This is a genomic window from Flavobacterium aquicola, assembly GCF_003385115.1.
GTDB classification, from domain to species: Bacteria; Bacteroidota; Bacteroidia; order Flavobacteriales; family Flavobacteriaceae; genus Flavobacterium; species Flavobacterium aquicola.
The window spans coordinates 254,710-273,055 of the sequence record NZ_QUNI01000002.1; the positions used below are offsets into that span (position 1 = coordinate 254,710).

13 protein-coding genes are annotated in these 18,346 nt (G+C 32.8%); 3 read left to right on the forward strand and 10 right to left on the reverse strand.

From position 1 onward, the window contains the following. Window positions 1–80 precede the first annotated feature (80 nt). The 3 genes from C8P67_RS03660 to C8P67_RS03670 all read left to right on the forward strand — a co-directional run bounded on the left by C8P67_RS03660 (window position 81) and on the right by C8P67_RS03670 (window position 2,261). Window positions 81–572 carry a DUF1572 family protein gene (locus C8P67_RS03660; protein WP_115810515.1) on the forward strand — a complete coding sequence of 164 codons (492 nt, stop codon included), beginning with the start codon at window positions 81–83 and terminating at the stop codon, window positions 570–572. A 7-nt stretch (window positions 573–579) separates the two neighbouring features. Continuing rightward, the gene (locus tag C8P67_RS03665) at window positions 580–1,440 is read left to right on the forward strand and encodes a helix-turn-helix domain-containing protein (protein WP_115810517.1); all 861 of its coding nucleotides are present in this window, start codon (window positions 580–582) and stop codon (window positions 1,438–1,440) included. An 80-nt stretch (window positions 1,441–1,520) separates the two neighbouring features. Further along, a complete protein-coding gene (locus tag C8P67_RS03670) occupies window positions 1,521–2,261 on the forward strand; it encodes a siderophore-interacting protein (protein ID WP_115810519.1) in 741 nt (246 codons plus the stop codon). A 135-nt stretch (window positions 2,262–2,396) separates the two neighbouring features. On the opposite strand, the gene C8P67_RS03675 is transcribed toward C8P67_RS03670, so the two are convergent. The 10 genes from C8P67_RS03675 to C8P67_RS22320 all read right to left on the reverse strand — a co-directional run bounded on the left by C8P67_RS03675 (window position 2,397) and on the right by C8P67_RS22320 (window position 18,340). Beyond that, window positions 2,397–2,648 carry a hypothetical protein gene (locus C8P67_RS03675; RefSeq protein WP_115810521.1) on the reverse strand — a complete coding sequence of 84 codons (252 nt, stop codon included), beginning with the start codon at window positions 2,646–2,648 and terminating at the stop codon, window positions 2,397–2,399. 210 nt (window positions 2,649–2,858) lie between these two features. Further along, complete coding sequence (locus C8P67_RS03680) at window positions 2,859–4,103, reverse strand: site-specific integrase (RefSeq protein ID WP_115811041.1); 1,245 nt, start codon at window positions 4,101–4,103, stop codon at window positions 2,859–2,861. Between the two features lie 575 nt (window positions 4,104–4,678). Further along, the gene (locus tag C8P67_RS03685) at window positions 4,679–5,626 is read right to left on the reverse strand and encodes a hypothetical protein (protein WP_115810523.1); all 948 of its coding nucleotides are present in this window, start codon (window positions 5,624–5,626) and stop codon (window positions 4,679–4,681) included. Next, entirely contained in the window at window positions 5,619–8,936 is a 3,318-nt protein-coding gene (locus C8P67_RS03690) for a hypothetical protein (RefSeq protein WP_115810525.1), read from the reverse strand. Before C8P67_RS03690 ends, C8P67_RS03685 begins: the two co-directional genes overlap by 8 nt. Next, a complete protein-coding gene (locus C8P67_RS03695; RefSeq protein WP_115810527.1) occupies window positions 8,929–9,600 on the reverse strand; it encodes a condensin complex protein MksE in 672 nt (223 codons plus the stop codon). The genes C8P67_RS03690 and C8P67_RS03695 overlap by 8 nt, the downstream gene beginning before the upstream one ends. Continuing rightward, window positions 9,573–10,892, reverse strand: coding sequence for a hypothetical protein (locus C8P67_RS03700; RefSeq protein WP_115810529.1), 1,320 nt, complete (start codon window positions 10,890–10,892; stop codon window positions 9,573–9,575). Before C8P67_RS03700 ends, C8P67_RS03695 begins: the two co-directional genes overlap by 28 nt. A 213-nt stretch (window positions 10,893–11,105) precedes the next feature. Next, complete coding sequence (locus C8P67_RS03705) at window positions 11,106–12,665, reverse strand: endonuclease NucS domain-containing protein (RefSeq protein WP_115810531.1); 1,560 nt, start codon at window positions 12,663–12,665, stop codon at window positions 11,106–11,108. A gap of 231 nt (window positions 12,666–12,896) precedes the next feature. Next, window positions 12,897–14,756 carry a hypothetical protein gene (locus C8P67_RS03710; RefSeq protein WP_115810533.1) on the reverse strand — a complete coding sequence of 620 codons (1,860 nt, stop codon included), beginning with the start codon at window positions 14,754–14,756 and terminating at the stop codon, window positions 12,897–12,899. A 306-nt stretch (window positions 14,757–15,062) separates the two neighbouring features. After that, window positions 15,063–17,555, reverse strand: coding sequence for a DEAD/DEAH box helicase (locus C8P67_RS03715; RefSeq protein WP_245980367.1), 2,493 nt, complete (start codon window positions 17,553–17,555; stop codon window positions 15,063–15,065). 5 nt (window positions 17,556–17,560) lie between these two features. Next, complete coding sequence (locus tag C8P67_RS22320) at window positions 17,561–18,340, reverse strand: DEAD/DEAH box helicase family protein (RefSeq protein ID WP_245980368.1); 780 nt, start codon at window positions 18,338–18,340, stop codon at window positions 17,561–17,563. Between the last annotated feature and the right edge of the window lie 6 nt (window positions 18,341–18,346).

Here is an 18,346-nt window from a genome sequence, read left to right on the forward strand (position 1 = left end):
TTGTTATATTTGGTGATATACAAACGGAGGTTTTTTCACAGACTGACGCTAGCTACGATATTTACACAAACCTTAAAAAAATGAATAATCAATCAAAACTTGCAAATAGATTTCGCGAAGTAATTTTAAATGGAACTTGGATTGCAAATACAAATTTTAAAAATGAATTAAATAATTTGGACTGGAAAATTGCAGTTGAAAAATATCAAAATCTGAATTCAATCGCAATTCTTGCGCAACATATTCATTATTATATCGAAGGATTGAAAAATGTATTTCTAGGCGCGAATTTAGAAATAAGTGATAAGTACAGTTTTGACTTTCTTCAAATTAATTCACAAGAAGAATGGGGAAATTTTCTCGCTAAATTTTGGGCTGATTCAGAAGAATTTGCTGAATTAATTGAAAAGCTAACCGAAGAAAAACTCAATGAAAATTTTGTTAAAGAACAGTATGGAACTTATTTTAGAAATGTTGACGCAATGATTGAACATAGTTATTATCATTTGGGACAAATTGTATTAATAAAAAAGATAAGCAGCAATCTTGCTGAAATCCCAAACCTAACTTGACAAAACATTGAAAACAAAATCCAACATTCCAATAAATTATCAAGGAAGTGAAGCTATTGGAGGTATTTATATTGTACATCTATCAATGACTGACATTAACCATATTGAAATTGACAATATGGGAGTTCACAGAGATAATTATTATGCGTTTTTTGTACTTACAAAAGGCAGCATCAAAATGGAATGCGACACAGTGGAAATTGAGTTTGATGCCGTAAGTATTGGTTTTGTAAGACCCTTTCAAGTACATTCTATTAAGCAAATATCTGACGATACAGAAGGTTATTTTATCAGCATTGCACCTTTCCTTATTCCAAATGTCTGCTCAGATTTATTCCAAAATTTAGAAATTAAAGAGCAAAACAGAAAAATTGACAAAGCATTAATAGAAGATTTACAAAGTAATATTTCTTTGCTGCATAATACTTTTAACAAAAAACAACCGAACAAAGCTCAAATTATTAATGGTCTTTTCAATGCTTTGATTTACAATTTTGCTAATTTGTTTCAATCAAATATACCACCGATAAATTTACCAAAAAATCAATCAAGATTGATTTCTGCCAATTTCAAAAAACTAATTAATCAAAATAATTTTTCAGAAAATCCAGCTTTTTTTGCAAAGAAATTAAATATTAGTACCTCTCATCTAAACGACTGTGTAAATTCAATAACAGGAAAATCTGTTACATACTGGCTGCAAAACGCTATGATTTTAGAAGCTCAAAGACAGCTTTATTACACGGAAAATGATGTAAAAGAAATTGCATACCATTTAGGATTTGAAGACCATTCCTATTTTTCGAGATTATTTAAAAAACTAACTAACGAAACCCCGCTTACGTTTCGGAAGAAATTCCGTGAATAGTCCTATCATTCCCTTTTCATGTTCAACTATCAATGTGTGCTATTGCATCAATTTTGTAAAAAATTAAATGCAGAAAGATTATGCCATCAGTACCAAAATTTATAGGCGACTTTATGGAACTTGCCTTTATTGAGAAAACGTTTAGCAGTAAAATTTGTAAAGCAACGGTTGTTTCAACAAAAATGACAAGCCGAAGTATAAAAACTATTATGTTTAAGAGTGTTTTTCCACAAGTAAATTTCAAAATCGGACAAGCAATAATTATCAGAATAGATGACACGAAATATCGAAATTATACGCCAAGCAAATGGAATAGTGAGTTAGGCACATTTGAAGTGGTTTTTCATATCCATAACAATGGACCAGGCAGTAAATTTATCGAAAATTTGAAACCTAACGACCAGCTAACGGTTGGCCTGCCAAGAGGATTTAATATTTATAACCAAAAAGCCAAATACCATTTCTTTTTTGGTGATGAAACCTGCCTGAGTGTTTTCAAAAGTTTGAAAGACGAAATAAATAAGGACGACAATAATTATTTAGGTATTTTAGAACTTGACGAAACTGCCATGAAAGTTCCCAACGAGATTGGTGTTGTTGTAGATATTGTAGCCAAATCGCCGAACAAAGCAGAATTTGCTATTGAAGCGCTGCATAAAATGGAAACCAAGTGCTGGGACTTGTGGAAGGATGGATATTTTTATTTGATGGGCAATGCAAAATCAATTCAGAATTTTCGAAAAGCATTAAAAGAAAAAGGTATACAAAGCAGAAATATTTACACAAAGCCTTATTGGGCAGACGGTAAAATTGGAATTTAACATACCCGAAAAATAATAGCAGAATTAAAACTGACGGGTAATAAAATTGCGTTTCATTATTATGCTTTCATTCCTACGCCATTAATCAAACAAAACCTGAACTGAAACTTGCATTAAAAAAGTCTATTTCATGTTCTATTTTTGCGACTTAATCTCGTTTAGTATACGTTCAACTTCTACCCGTTGGCGTTCTGCTTTTTCACCAAATGCCTTTTGTCTTCTTTTATGAATAATTTGATTCTCATGGAGTTCTTTTTCTATTCGAATAAGTTCTTTTTCTAAAGCTAATGTTTCACTGTGGTTATAAACCAAGAGAGCTAATAACGATGTAATACTGAAAAAATAAAAACGATATTCTGGCAATAAGTATTTTATTTTTGACAGCATAATATATTGTTTTAAATATTCTTTTGAAGTAAAAAAAGTGTAAAGTAAATTTACTGCAAATTGATAAAAAATAGAATACTTCTTATGATCTGAATTTTTAACTAAAGAACTTCACAAAAATAATTTAAGTCCTACAAATTTAATAATTTTATAAAAGGATCAGACCATAAAACCCAAACCTTAACAATCCTGCTTAATGACAATAAAAAGTCACTCGTTTTGAGCTTTTAACTCCCATACTGAAAAGTTCATTTTATCTTTCAATATTTTCATATCCTCACTAACTTTTCTATCCAAAACTTTGGCATAGTGCTGTGTTGTTTTCAAATTAATATGCCCCAGCATCTTGCTTACCGTTTCTATCGGAACGCCATTAGACAGAGTTACCGTCGTCGCAAAAGTATGTCGGGCAATATGAAAGGTTAAATCCTTTTTGATACCGCAAACGTCTGCTATTTCTTTTAAATAGGCATTCATTTTTTGGTTGGACAAAATAGGAAGCAGGCGGTTTTCATTTTTGCAAATCGGATGGTTCTCGTATTTGTTAATGATTTCCTGCGCCACCGGCAACAATGGAATTTTTGAAGCAATGTCCGTTTTTTGACGATTTTTAAAAATCCATTTGTCGCCGTCGATACCTAATGCTACATTGTTGGACATCAATTGTTGGACATCGATATAGGCTAAACCTGTAAAACAGCTAAAAATAAATATATCGCGAACAAGTTCCAGACGTACAGAAACGAATTCTTTATTGATAATGTCTTCGATTTCTTTTTCGGTTAGAAATTCCCGAATAACTTCCTTGACTTTGGATTTGTAGTTAGCAAATGGATCTTTACTAAGCCATCCATTAGCCAAACACTGGTTGATGATCTTGTGAAAGTTCTTGACGTATTTCACAGCCGTATTATTGGCACATTTACGCTCGCTACGTAAATAGAATTCATATTCGGTTACAAAGGCATGATCTATCTTTTCGATGGCTATGTCACTTATATTATATTTCCATGAAAGAAAGCTTTTGGTGTGTTTTAGTGAAGTCTCATAACGTTCATGTGTTCCTGCTGCATATTCCAAACCTATCAATTCTTTAATCTTACGATTGTGCTCAACGAAGACTGGAATCAGCATTATTGATCTTTCTTTAACTCCTAATAGCCTATTTTTAAATTCTTCAATATTTATGCTAACGGAATCTTTCAAGAGTTCAAAATGTACCTCATTAATTCGATTTCTAGTAAAATCAAGTAAACTATTTATTGAACGGGCTTCTTCTGAACTGCCTTTCATTTTGCTTAATTCTGCCGACCATTTGCAAGAATCAATGAATTTTTTCGTACTATACTCAAATCTTTTTCCATTAATTGTTATCCGTACATAAATGGGGAGAAGTCCCTTTGAATTGGCTTTGGTCGATTTTGCATAAAAATGCAAGGTGATTTTTTCTTTCATTTTGGTAACCTTTAAATTATACAATAATTTATTGTAAGGTTTGCCACTAAACAAGATGTTCAAATTTTGAATGAGCAATTGAACTGGTATCTCCGCTATTAATTTACACTAGCAGTTAAGTAATTGCTTTTCAATTTAGCGAGACCCAATTTTCGTAAATTATTGGGGTCTCGATTTTGAACCTTTTAGTTTAATAAAGAATGAATTTTCTGGATAGGCTTTAAAAGAAAAAACCCCGAAATTCATAAGATTTTCGAGGTTTTGTTTCCCTTTGGGATTTTTTCAGCGGAGAAAGAGGGATTCGAACAAAATTCTCGCATCCCGCTTTTATACTGCATTTCTAATATTTTTTTGACTATTGCGCCATGATTCTGCCATGAAAATTTTCGCCATTTTTATAAATATTGAAAGTTCTAGACTGGTTTAAATCAGCTTAATTTTACGTTATAATTCTTAATTAATTCTAAAACAAATATACGCTTTTTTAAGACAAACAATGACAAATAATTTTAAACATTTAAGGCGGTAACGGGGAATGGAAGAATAATTGCACTGCTTTTTCGACAGAAAAACTGTTATCTCCCTTCTAATTGCGATCTTAACATTGTGATTAGATCAAATGATTCTTCTTCAATCCATTGTTCATTCTTGATGAGATCCTGAATCAGTAGTAATTCCTTTTTATTGAAATTTTCAATCTGTAGTCCTGATAATTTCTTGTTTAAATTCCAGTGACTGTCATGATAAGCAATGTAGGTGCTTATCTTTTTATGGGGTAGATTTGGATATAGAAGTATTATATCCTTGTTTCTGAGCTTTAGTTTCCTTTTTATCCTCTCGTAAATTTCTAAACCTGCCAAATCCCAGTCACAGCAATAATAGAAGGGTTTAGGCAATTCAAACTCATCAATGTCGTCAAGTACTTTGATATTATTACCGCCAACGTACCATAATTTTACATTGGTGTTTTTAGCAATCCAGGGCTGTTTTAAGAAAGACTTGTTTTCACAAATTATAACTGCATCGGGATTCTGCCTGTCAACGACAATCCTCCATTGGTTTTCCTTTTTGTCTAAAGGAAATTGAGTGATATCTAAAATCTTAAAAACAGCATTTCTCAGCCCTATCTTATTTTTTAAGTATTTTGAGATGTCAAAAAACTCGTTGGAAAAATCCTCAATATTGGTCGGTTTACTTTTCAGTTCGGCTTTATTTTCTTCGATTAGCATCAATGTTTTTACTTCTTCCAGAGTAAAGCTATTTTTGGCATTGGCTTCAATACCGTTACTTTCTAAAAAAAATTTAGCCTCATCATACTGCATTTTAAATTCTCTCTCGTAGAATTCCTCAAACCCTTTAGCTGAAATGATTACCTTTATGTTGTCTCTCTTTAAATCAAGAATTCCCTTGTCATTTAAGAGGTAGCTGATATAAGGATGTCCCTGGATAACAGCCTTAGTCTTTTTTAAGTGATAGATGTCATCTAAAGCTTTAAGTTCTTTCCATGTTATTTTTTTATTCATCGTCTGGCATTGAATTTATATAGTCACTAATGTCTTCTACAATTTCTTCAGAAAATATACCAAGGGGAGGAACATAACTCTCCATGTCAGCGAGATTATTTTCATTCATGATATAAATATACTGATCTCCTGCTTTAATGTCTCCTGCAGTTTCAATTGCCATGGTGATGATCTGATAATTTTCTTTTTTAGCGAGTTCATGCAGCATGTCGTAATTGCTTCCCAGCCCTTCCGCTTCATCAATCGACATAATCTTCAGGCCTTTTTTGTTTTTTTCTTCAATCAATGAAAGGCGGGCAAGGCATAGTAAAGCATTTGCTGTATATGTCTGTCCGTTGCTTCCTGAGTTTGCTTCTCCATTCTCAAGCTTCAACTCAAATTCCAAATCGAAATATGATTTTGGGTTCATAAGATCCTGAGGCTCGACTTTTGGACTGCCCCCAATTTTTTGGAAGGCTTTTATCATCATTTTATCAATATCAATTTCTTCTCTAAGCTCGCTGAACAGGCCTGTATTAACCAGTTGGTTTGCAAGCTGCTTGCGAAAAGTCCCTAGCCAGCTTTCCGGGTAATGTATTGATTTATTGGCAGTAAGTGCTGCTCGGTTTCCACCAGTAATTACTTTATTCTTTTTCTTAAGGTAATCGTCTATATCATGGACTTTTGTCAGATGTGCTGAATAGGTCTTGTATACCTCATTAAATATACTGCTTAAAATCTCAATTTTTCTAGATCCTATTTCCTGAATATTAAGTGCAAGTTTATTAAGTCTTTCTGCGATGTTGGAGTCGATGAGCTCTTCATCGACGGCAGAGCTTTGAAAGACGGTCGGGAGCATCACACTGGCCAGTTTTCCCATAGAAATAGATTCATCAATTTGATAGCCGTCCATTTTTTCAATAATTGACTTTAGTTTCTCATAGTACGATATCTTAGCTGTTTCAGCCTTATTTTTAAGGGAATTATTCCCGCCCTCGTCAGGGTTTAATAATTCGTGAGTATCTGGTTCAAAGTCAATTCTGGACTGGAATATTTCGCTGTTCAGTTCTTCTGTATTTTCCAATTCACGTTTTGCGACATCGATAAAATTATTCTTTTGGTCAATTTCTTTCCCAAGCTTCATGATTTCGAGATCTAGGCTGTACTTTAGTTCCAATAGAACTACCTTGCTCCCATCTCTAGTCTTATCGGCATATTTCCCTTCCAAATCGGCCTTCTTTAATCCGGCCTGTAGCAGAAGATCCTGCAATTGCTGTTGTTTTTCTGCCAATGATTCCCTGCCGGTTTCAATTTCATTTTCTACGGTTTCAGTTGTGATATTTCCCCTTCCTATAAAGAGTTCCTTTTCAAGTTTTTCAATTGCCGATTTCTGCTCTTCAAAAGAGTTTTCCTGTTTTAAAATATCCTGGTACTGCTCATGAAGGGAATCATGTTGCTTAAGAATACTGGCTTTATCCAAGTACAAGGCAATGGACTGCTCAAACTTATTCTCTGTAATATCAATACTTTCATCTACGCTGAAGCTGATCAGGCTGTCTTTCTTTTTATAAAGCAGGATGTGATCTTTAGGATTAGTGAACTTAAACAAGAGCTCTTTGTATTTGAGCTTTTGGTTCTTCTGCTGTAACAGTGTTTTCAGTTCAGATTCAATACCTCCCTTCAGCTTTGACAGGGTGGGCGTGATGGTATCAGGATCTGCAGTATTGAGGACCTGTGTCTTGGAATATTCTATATATTCGAATATACCGTCAAAATTAAGCCAGAATCCGTGTTCAGTGGCATCTTTAATGTCGAGGTTTTCGAAGAGCTCATGCGGAAAAGGCAGGTACCTGCTTTCAGGTTCTGGTGCGGGCATATTCCTATCCATCTTTTGAAAGTAGATCAGTACGCTTTCAACTGAATGGGATATTGGAAATAAAAGGTTCTCCAAAGCCCATTTCAAGAGTGATTCAGGATTGGCAGTATCTGAAAATTTAGATAAGGATTCAAGATCTGCTATTTTGTTTTCCAGACTGATTATTTCTGTCTGAAATTTTTGTTCTTCATTGTCAAAATCTTCAAACCAAGGCGTATCTTCAAAACTTTCCAGAAGGCCGTTTTCTTCAAGGTAATTTATGAAGTTAAGCACATTTGATTTATCCAGGTCATTTTGTTTTTGGTCCCTAAACCATTTTTTGACCTGCTCAATTTCATTATCATTTGCAGAAAGCCATTTCTCTACTGTTTCAACCTGTTCTTTGGATTTTTCAATTTCTTTATAATTGCTTTTTATCTCACTAACAGTTTGCTCAGGGTGTGTGATCCTGCTATCAATCTTTTTCTTGTTATTCAAAAGCTGCATCAGGTCATTTAGGCGCAAGGACAGAAGATTATTTTCAATATAGAGGTGTCCCGCCTGATTTTTGGCCAGCTTCCCTGACGAAATACCCAGCTGGATTTCTGCTTTGTTTTTTACTGTCGTCCAATAGTTAAACCTTTTGACCAGATAGCTGCTGTAAAGTGTTTTGAAAGTTTTACTTTTTTCCACAACGGCTTTCAAAAGGTTTTCCTTCTCGTTAATGAGCTGGATTTCCTCCTGGAACCTCTTGTGTTCGTGAAAATCATTATTAATATTATTGACCTCTTCGGTATACCTCTGTATGATACTGTTTTGTTCTTCGTCGCCAAAAAGAAATTTCTTAATACTTTCAGATTCAACTTTAAAACCTTTTCCCCTGGAAAAGGATCTTAATATACTGGCATAAGTCCTAAGTGTTTCATCTTTGGTTAAGTCTAGGGACAGTATATTGTTGGAATAGAGAATATTGTGGTATTTTTTTCTGCTAAATACCTTCATCCGGGCTTTTTCAAATTTATCGCAGAGATTCCCAACAGTATCTATCTTCTGGTCAATGATCAGATCTTCAGTCAGTATTGGACTGCTCATAGGGTAGAGATCGTCCCAGTCGTAGCCATTTTGTATGATAAACATTTCTGCGGCATTGCTTGTACTCTCAATATAGGCACCAATGGTAATGAAGTTTTTATTACGGATCTCGATATTTATAAAGACGTAACCTCTGGACGATGCTTTACCCTTCAAATCCAGCAGCATCCCTTTGACATCGCGCTGTTTATTTCCATCAGTTGCAGATTTAAATTCACTTGAGCCGATCAGGATCAACTGTATGATATCGGCGACCATGCTTTTCCCACTACCGCTTTCTCCGCTGAAATCTGTACGATAGGGATGGAAAAGGTAGTCGGCATTAAAATGCTGCTTAATACCAATGGTGGATAAACTGTATATTCTAGGGAAATTATTATACATCTTTCATTTCTTTTAACAGGATGTCTATTGTTTCTATCTGTGGTTGGTAGGCTGCACGGAGTCTTTCAAAAGAAGGCATTATTTTGAATTTATTCTTACTATCCTCGTTATCCCACATCAGCCAACCCAGTTCACCAAACTTGTAAAATGCCTTTTTTATCGTATCCTCAAACCGCTGGTCATTTAAGTCTGAGCTCTTATCAGAAGAATTATCATTTACTAGTTTTCGCAGCGCGTTCTTTTCTTCTTCATATTCTTCATAAAGCAGGGAGGTAAATTCTGTAATACTGTCCAGTTCAATATTGCCGTCCATCCTGAACATCTTTAGAAATAACATGCCGATTATAACATGCTCGGTTTTCAGGTAATCCTTATTATCGGCAGGGATACTGCTTCTTCCAATCTCGTTTACGTCAAGGAAGTAGTATTGGTTAAACTCACCTCCTTCCTTGCAGAGGTTAAGGTTAAAAAAATCTCTATAGTAGTGTTTTAACGATAAATAGTTTTCGCTTAAAAAGCGGTAAAGTTCAGGCATCAGGGGATATTCCCTTTGGATGTGCATTCCGTTTTTTAAAGAATAGTCCAATTTGGCGAAGACTAACTGCGCCTTTCTTTCAAAAAGGAAATTATACTTTTCTATTTTTTCTGAATTGTCATCTGCCATATTGATATACCTTTATTTTGACCTGTATAAGATACTTCTTTATTGATGGTTATACTGTATTTGTTTTTTAGTCCAGCACTTCTTCTAAGGGTGTTATGTGCCGTTTTTACTGCAATGGATAATTTTTCAGTATCCAGAATTTTAAAGAAAAAAGGAGTGAACTCTAAGATGCTGTTCTGCTCGAGCTGAAAAAAAGCAAGTTCTGTCCAATATTTTACACGCTCTTTCTCATACTTCCACTTGGCCGTCTTATCGACTAAATCTTTTCTTTTGGACACATTAATTTCTCTTTTAGAGATAGTGATGGGAGCCTTTGGACTTATTTCCCTGATGGGGATTAATGTAAGGCGGGTAACATATTCTGAGTCTCTGAGCTTAAAATCAGGGATGCCATCAGGAAATTGGATGTATTTGTTGCCCATCCGCTTTTTGACTGACGAATGTTCTAGTATATGGGTGAGGAACTTGTTGGTCTTTCGATCAAAGTCTTTTTTGTTAAAATCATATATAAATTCCCTGATTCTTGGCTTAATCTTTTCGATTCTTTTACTGACCTGCTCGAGCTGGTTTCTGGAGCTGTCGTGAAAATCCTGGACCTTTTTTATATTTTCGACATAGACGCCCGCTGTATTTTTTTCAAGAACAGCTGTAAGGATTTCGTCGATATCGTATGATATCTGAAAAGCATTTCTTAGTTCGGAGGCCTGTTCCTTGATAATGTCCAATCCCATTTCAATTTCTTTTAAAATCACCTGAATTTCGCTGCTGTGAGACTTTACAATGAGTTTAAAGTCGCTCACCGATTCGTTGACCTGCTGATCCAATATTTCGATTTGGGAAGAGAGCGAGGGCATTCTGATATCAAAGTGGTCTTCAACCCACAGATTAAAGTCCGTTCCTGATTCTACAGCGGTTGTCAGGCTGTTGAAAAGCTCAATAAAAAACCTCTTTATTTTGGCCGGATTATATTTGGCAATAAGACGTTTTTCAAGGCTCTGGCAGAATTCAAGGCCGTATTTTTTGAATTGATAGGTTCTTTTGGTCTCGTTACGCCAAAGAAAAGATTCCTGAAGCCTTAATATAACATTATTGTTCCTGTTATGCTCTGTACGGACAGATTCATTGCCCTGGTCCTTAAAAACCTTATTGATGATGGAAACTATATTTTCTTCGGTAAAATCATTTTCCTTATATTTCCCATAAAGCGATAAAATAATTAATCCATCATTTTTTTCAGGGACTAATTTCTCATATTGATCTTTTGCTTCTATGTATAAGTTAAAGCTATCCAATTAGAATTTGTTAAATGGTAAAACGAAACTTTTATTTTGTAAAAAATAAAAAAATAAAAGTTAAATTTAATGATTTTTTTTACAAAATTCACGTTTTGTTCTGAGCATTTTAAATATTAAAAACTCTTTGTATGCAAACACAAATTGAGTAAAAGTTAAGATTTTTTCCTTTCTCAGTCTCTAGTTTTTGTTTGTACATTCAATAACTTATAGTTATCGGTAAACACCTATCTCGCTTTTAGAATAGGCAACCAAAAAATCAACTAACTCATTGTTGCTGTCAATCCAATGAGCAAGGTTTAAATTTTTTGTGACTTGCTTTTTTATTTTAGCGTTCTTAAAGGTAAATGAATATTCTTCATCGAAAAACCCTTTTTTAAAGTGTTTAACACTGTGACTATAACTTAATTGGAATAATTTCAAAATCGCAGAATCGTGGTAGCCAAGGGTACAGTCAATAAATTTAGTCATTAAGACGTTCTTTTCATTTCTGAAAAAGCTGACTATATCTTTACTTACAGGATCTTTTCCATTCCATGCCAACTGTCCATTAAAAACAAGAAGCTCCTCTTTTTCCAATAAGTCTGCACAAATCAAGTACATCGGAAGGTAATCATCCGGTAGGCCTAAAGCAGTTCTGACGATGCTGTCAAAAACAGATTGTGGCGAATATATGTGTATTATGATCCGGAATGGTGAATTCAGGTTCTGCAAGTGTTCAAAGATATGCTGGATATGTTTTTGCCAGTCAGTATTGTTAAGCGTTGCCGTTTGACATTTCTCCTTGATTTCTGTCAGGCGGTCTTTGTGTGTGGATTCACATATATTAAAATACTTGATCTGATTATTTCCATCAAGGCCTTTAAGTTCACTGATTAATTGTTCATCAGAAGAACGCGGATCATCAGCGTAAATTCCAAATTTGCTAATATGGCTAATTGTCCAGTTGGTCTGAGCCAGTTCTGCTTCAAATTTTGATGGGTATCCTATTTCCCCGCTATCGGCATAGTCTTCTTTTAATACAGCACATTGTATTATATTTTCCAGATAATCCCGATATTCCTCGAGTGATTCAAATTCTTCTGCCTCCATGTCAAGGTCCTCATTTCCTTGTAAAAGCTCTAAGTATTTAGGAATTGATTGCGATTGAAATGCAAAACATGTTGCATACATATACATTATACCGTCTTTTTCGAGATTAGCATCCATGGATACAACCACGAAATTTTCAAGACCAAATGCTTTGCACTGCTCTTGAATAATAGCGACAGCAACGTCCCTCTTATCGGGCGAAGAGAAAAGGTCCAACCAGTAAACCGGGCTGAATTGTCCTGTGAGCTGGGTGATTTTCAGGGGTACGATGATCTCTTTGGCGATAGGACGAAAGCTATTGTCAGTGGTTAATTTTATTCCTTTAATATCGAGGGTAGTCTGGTGATGGCATTCGGAAAATGGCAGTAAGAGCTCGCTCCAGTGGGTAGAGACAATAATGCAGCGGATTTCGCTGTCCCGAGCATGATAATTCTGTTTGAGAAGTGAAATATATTTAAAAAGTTCCTGAAGAGTCTGTCTTGAAGCCTGCTGGCTTCGTTTTATTTCAATTACCACGAAATTATTAAAGCGGTCTTTCGCCAATATATCCACGAATCCGTTTGAGCCCGATACGTTTGGAAGAAAATGCTCTTTTTCCAGCAGTGTCAGTCCGCTTTCAATAAAATCCAATTGTCCAGCAAGGTAATCCCGGATAGTGGCTTCTGACAAGTCGTTTTTCATTTGGAACGTTTAAGTTAATTAAATATAGATTTTTACTAAATTTTTTCGCGAACAAATATGCCAGGAATTTTTTGATTACAAGGGCCTATGGCAAAGAAGTGGTTTTTTTTATATAAATCTTATTGCTGTAGGAAACCGTGTTTTGTAAAAAAAACATTTAAAGGGTCCACAGCTGATTTGTTAAAATTGAGATTACCTAGGAAAAAATGATGGATTTATTATGGCCAATTTTTAGTTGGCCACAATCTTACCGCTATTTTTAAATAAATCAGAAAGTTTCGCAAAACTAAAGCCAACATATAAATAAGTAGGCGATTGATCTTTTGGTGAGATCATATGAAGGTTTACGCCATAACCGAAAAAAATTTTATTTTTAAATAAACCGACTTGAAGTCCAGTTCCAATTTCCACATCTTTAGCAGTACTGAAATCTAAATATGAAACATTTAATCCAATCGATGGTTCCAAGAAATTGACAAACTTTCTTTTTTTAGTAAGTGTGACGTAGCCTGTTTCTTTATTTATTGTTTTTTCAATTCCTCTGTCTTCTTTGTTATATGTCCACATCAATACTACTCCGCCAGAGCCTTTGAAGTTACTTGGTGAAACGGTTGATTGATCAACATCTGATTCATGTTGCCTTTTTATTAAAGCAAACATATCCGTAATTTCAGTTTTCCAGCCTGTCTCTCGAATATAATATTTTCCAATTGGCAATCTTGGGGAATTTTGCATCTTGTCTTTTTTAGCATCAAGAATCCAAGTTACATACAGATTTAAAACTTCATTTGATTTTGCACCGCTTTTTCCCAAATCTATGGTGGCATAAACAAGCTTTTTATATATTATTTTCCCAGCAGCAACTGATAATTTTTCTGAAAGTTCCTGTATATTATTTTCTATAAAAATATAATTAAATTTTCTTTCTTCTTCTCTTTTTTGAAGTTCAATAGTAAATTTAGTTTCATCAAAAGAATTGTTTTTTTCAATTGTAGTAGCCATGAGAATTTTTTCAAATGGAGATCCTTTAAATTTAGAAAGTTCAAATAGTGACTTATATGTTTCTGTAATTAATTCAGCATTATTTAATAATGCTAATTCCAATGCTGGATCATTGTCTTCATATTTTAATTGCACATTTGATAATTTTTTTTGAGCATCAATAAGAGTTTTTTTAAGAGCATTATATCCTACTAAATCCTTATTTATTAGGGACAGAAATGCCTTCGTTGCATCCTCTCCTCCTGATTCAAACGAATTCAAGTAATCTAAAACAATACTCACTTCAGTAGAGGCGTAATTATATGATCTTTTAAATGTATTAATATAAATGGCTCTGTCCTCATTATATTGTTCATTATAGGCTTGCAGCATTGTTTCAACTTTATTTTTTATTTCCTTAACTGTAAGACCTGGATCGTCTAATTTATTTTTGCTGACCTTAACAGAGGAACTGTAAAAATCATTATATCTATAATTTTCGATTTCTAGGGCGGCAGCAACAACATCACGAATATTAGGATTTTTTGAATCAACTAATTTTTTAAAGTCATTATTTTTTTCTTCAATAATCTTTTTACGTGTAATATCATCCTTAGTAAAACTGCCATAATACTCAATAAAGCTATAATCTGTATCTTTGAGTTCTAAGAACATATTCAATAATTTCTTTGCTATTTCAAATGGAGGTTCTGATTTAATTCCTATTGGAATTCTTTCTACACCAATTTCTGAATATGGATTTACTTCAATTTTTCTGGTGCCATTTTCTCCTGATATTTCAGCTTCTAATGAAATTGTACCTTCAAAATCTTTGTTTGAAATAAGTGCTGTTTTTGCGAAATCTATTTTTATTTCGCCATTAACATCTATGTAATTAAATTTTTGATTTGGAATAATTTTATTACTTTCCCAATTCCAAATAGTATCAAACTTTCCTTGAGATGTAGTTTTTTGATACAAAACTGTAAGATATTGTCTGGGGTCTATTTCTTCTAATGTAGTACTTTCTTTTGTCTGAGAAAATAAACCAGTTGTAAGAGATACTAAAGCAATAATAAGTGCACGATTAATTGTAAAGATAAATTTCATAAATTTTAGTAATTAGTTGTTAATTAAAAGTATATAGATTTAATTTTAATAACTGTTTAATAAATTTTTTGAAAATTTGGGTGTAATTTAATTGATTTAGTGAAAGTAGCTAAAAGATTTAAAAAATACAAGTATTCATACTTATATTTTTTATTTAACTTACTTATAATCAGAAAGATGATTTTTTAAAGTACGTTTTAGTTGGATTTACCAGTGAAACGGTGATGAATAAACAAATAAAGAAAAAAATCAAGGTTTTACTACCTGGTATGTAAATAAAAAATTCTTTGCTTTTATTTAAAAAAACTATTCACTTGAAATTACTTTAAGATTAATACCTCCCTCTTTTTTAAGATGATTTAGTGTACATCCTAATAAATTCAGAATGGGCGCAGAGACATTAACTTTTGAAAAACCAGGTTGTACTATGAAAATATCATATGCAATTGGTTTAGTCCACTTGGCAATATTTAACAAACTTTCTAAATCATCAATACTACCTTTTTTTAATCGTGTTTGACCTTTCTGTATTTTTTTTATTTCTCTTTTTATTAAGTGATTAAATAATTCGTGTCCTTCTCTATATTTCCACACTAAGGACTTTTGTGCTTGTCCACAAACCTCATAAAAATTTTTAATTTCATTTGATATTTTACCTCCGATAGCATATTTTAAATGATACAATTCTACATTTATTTCATTTTCGAGATTTTTAATAGTAATTATGTCGGCTATTTCTCCGCTATTATCGTCATTGTAAATTATATCATAATTACCCGTAGATAATTTTTGAATACAATGATATTGTATAGAATCTTCTTTTATAGTTCCAAAACCTTCGGATTCATTTCCTATTGACACCCCTCTCCAATTCCAAGCGATTATATCTTCTCTTGGATAATCTAAAATGTCCTCATTAAATTTAACATAATCATTGCCTTGTAAAAAGGAGCCATCATGGAACCATAATTTTGGTGGAAATTCATTGAAAAATTCTGTAATGGTATGAAGCTTTGTACCTATTTTAACTGTTGCATCATTTGATGAGGTTTTAACTATTTCAAAATTATATTCTAAACTATCATTAATTAATTGTTTTGATAAGTTTAATTTAAATTTTATTTGCTCTACTTCTGTATCAAAAGAAAAATACAACTCTCCATTTGTATCAGGATTTAGAATGTTAATTTCTGAACTTGATAAATCAAACTCATTCCTACCTACTTTAAAAATAATTTTTGTTTCTATTTGCTTATATATAGAATGATGCCAATCGGCAGAAATAGGGTATATATTTGGAGGCCTTGTTGAACATTTTATAGGCTTTATTGAATTTTTAAATAAAATATTTGAATCTATGGCATCATTTGATAATTTTTCTCCAACATTATCACACCATTTTAGAAATTCATTTACAGTCCCCCTTGAATATGACCAAACTCGACCTTTTCTTGAGCAACCTATAGAAGTCATTTCTCCATTTTCGAACCCAATACCAAATACATTATTACTGATTCCTGATTTTTCTTCTGCTAATGATAGGCCTTCTTGTACACCTTTACCATAATATGATTGAAAGCTGATATCTTTTCCTAAGCCTTTTCTTAATCCAAAATTAAATAATTTAACTCTATCTATTTTGTGAAATGATTTGAAAACATTCTCATCTTTAATTAAAACTGCCTCTTTTTCGTTTCCTATAATTGCATTTGCCAATTCTTGGTATTGGCTTCCTTTTTCAGAAGAATTAATGAAAAGCAAATTGTTTTTTTGCTCCCAATAAGCTATATAAATATCCCATTCAATATTATATACGTCATTAAAACTTCCCCAATCCACATTCTTTCTACTACCTAATAAAATTATAAGTGTTTGTTTTTCACTATTTATTGCAGAAAATTTATGCTCATAGTTATCATATCCTTTTATGCCTTTTTTAAAATTACTAGGAAACCAGTTGTTTGTTTTGTTTTTATAGACTACTGCACTAAAAGCCGGACGAATATCTTGAAAAGGAATTATAGATTCTTCTAAATGATTAAATCCCGATAAAAATTCCTGCAACTCTACCTGTTGTTGGGTAGCCTGTAAACTTAATGTTGGCAAAATAGAATTCCAGTTAGATTCTTTTGCATAAAGTAAACTTAACTCTTCATTAATATCAGGTTGATATAAATTTGCAATAAAACTAGCATTTCCTAATACTGCATCTCTACTTGTTCGTGTAAATCTTCCTGCAAATTGCAAAGTGATGGGTAAGCTTTTTCTAACATCGTGGAATGCCGCTATTTTTAGTTCTGGTAAATCAAAACCTTCTCCCAGCATATCTACACAAACAATAATTTTATGTTCCTTATTTACAATGGCTTGTTTTACATTTGTCTTTCCTAAAATTGATGAATGAATTAGTATTGGAGACAAATCAGTATGTTCACTATATATTTTAAAAACTTCGGTTGCTCTATATTTATCTTTACATCTTGCCATTAAAATATGTTCATAACCATTTGCAAGATCTTCTCTTAATTTTTGAACGGCTACTTGGGCTATTCTTATATCTGAACTTTTTTCATCATATTCACGTATAGGGATAAAATTAATCTCTTTAAAATATCCTTGCTCTTGTGCTTCTTTTAATGAAAAATTATAAATTATTTTTCCATCTAATATCTGTCCATCATTTCTGTAAGGCGTGGCAGTAAATTGTACTACTTTTTTTTTGTCGAACGATTGTATAAATTTATTCCAATTTTTAGCCTTTGAATGGTGAGCTTCATCAACAAAAAGATGTGAACACAATTCAGTTATTTTTCTAATTGTTCAAATGGTCTACCCGCTACTAAATCCATAGTAGAAATTATGACATTACATTGATCAAAAAAAGTTTCTAGTTCTTCAACCGTTTTAAATCCGGTTTGCAATATCCCTACTTTAGGATACTTAGCAGTTTGATCCAAAATACTTTTTCCATTTTTATCTAACTGTTTTAGTAAACCAAAATTTGAAAATTTATTAGCTAATTGATTTCGCAATGGATCAGATGGAACTGTTACTAATAATTTTTCACATCTATTTGCCACTAAAATGGACATCATTGTTTCTGTTTTTCCAGTTCCAGTTGGTAGTACAACAGTTGCTATATCATTTGCATTTGTTAGATGTCCTAAAATTGAATGAATAGCACCAATTTGAGGATTCCGTAAACCTATATTACCTTCAATAGGATCTTCTTCCTTAAAATTAAATGTATTTTTCCAAGAATTAGTTATACTATAGACAGAATGATTGTTTTTTTGAGGGTGCTTGAGCCAATGTGTTACTGCAATTAAAGAATTTTGCACATCATTACTTGTGAATTTCTTTGCCAATAGTACATATTCGCAATTGTCGTCAACGTCGTTTTTATTTGATGTAATGCAATAATGATTATTTGAATTGTCTGCTGCTACTATTTTAATCTCATCAGTAGTAACAATTTTAAGGTGAAGTTCATTTTCATTACTAATTAAATAAATTATTATATTTTTCTTTGGACCTTGACCTATTTTTTCTTCAGTGTATAATTTAGGTATTTTTAAAATCATAGATAA

Excerpts from the sequence above, each read along its gene's own strand:
- C8P67_RS03660 (WP_115810515.1), top strand. The coding sequence starts at position 81 with ATGAATAATCAATCAAAACTTGCAAATAGATTTCGCGAAGTAATTTTA.
- C8P67_RS03710 (WP_115810533.1), bottom strand. The coding sequence starts at position 14,756 with ATGAAATTTATCTTTACAATTAATCGTGCACTTATTATTGCTTTAGTA.
- C8P67_RS22320 (WP_245980368.1), bottom strand. The coding sequence starts at position 18,340 with ATGATTTTAAAAATACCTAAATTATACACTGAAGAAAAAATAGGTCAA.
- C8P67_RS03695 (WP_115810527.1), bottom strand. The coding sequence starts at position 9,600 with ATGGCAGATGACAATTCAGAAAAAATAGAAAAGTATAATTTCCTTTTT.
- C8P67_RS03690 (WP_115810525.1), bottom strand. The coding sequence starts at position 8,936 with ATGTATAATAATTTCCCTAGAATATACAGTTTATCCACCATTGGTATT.
- C8P67_RS03680 (WP_115811041.1), bottom strand. The coding sequence starts at position 4,103 with ATGAAAGAAAAAATCACCTTGCATTTTTATGCAAAATCGACCAAAGCC.
- C8P67_RS03685 (WP_115810523.1), bottom strand. The coding sequence starts at position 5,626 with ATGAATAAAAAAATAACATGGAAAGAACTTAAAGCTTTAGATGACATC.
- C8P67_RS03675 (WP_115810521.1), bottom strand. The coding sequence starts at position 2,648 with ATGCTGTCAAAAATAAAATACTTATTGCCAGAATATCGTTTTTATTTT.
- C8P67_RS03705 (WP_115810531.1), bottom strand. The coding sequence starts at position 12,665 with ATGAAAAACGACTTGTCAGAAGCCACTATCCGGGATTACCTTGCTGGA.
- C8P67_RS03670 (WP_115810519.1), top strand. The coding sequence starts at position 1,521 with ATGCCATCAGTACCAAAATTTATAGGCGACTTTATGGAACTTGCCTTT.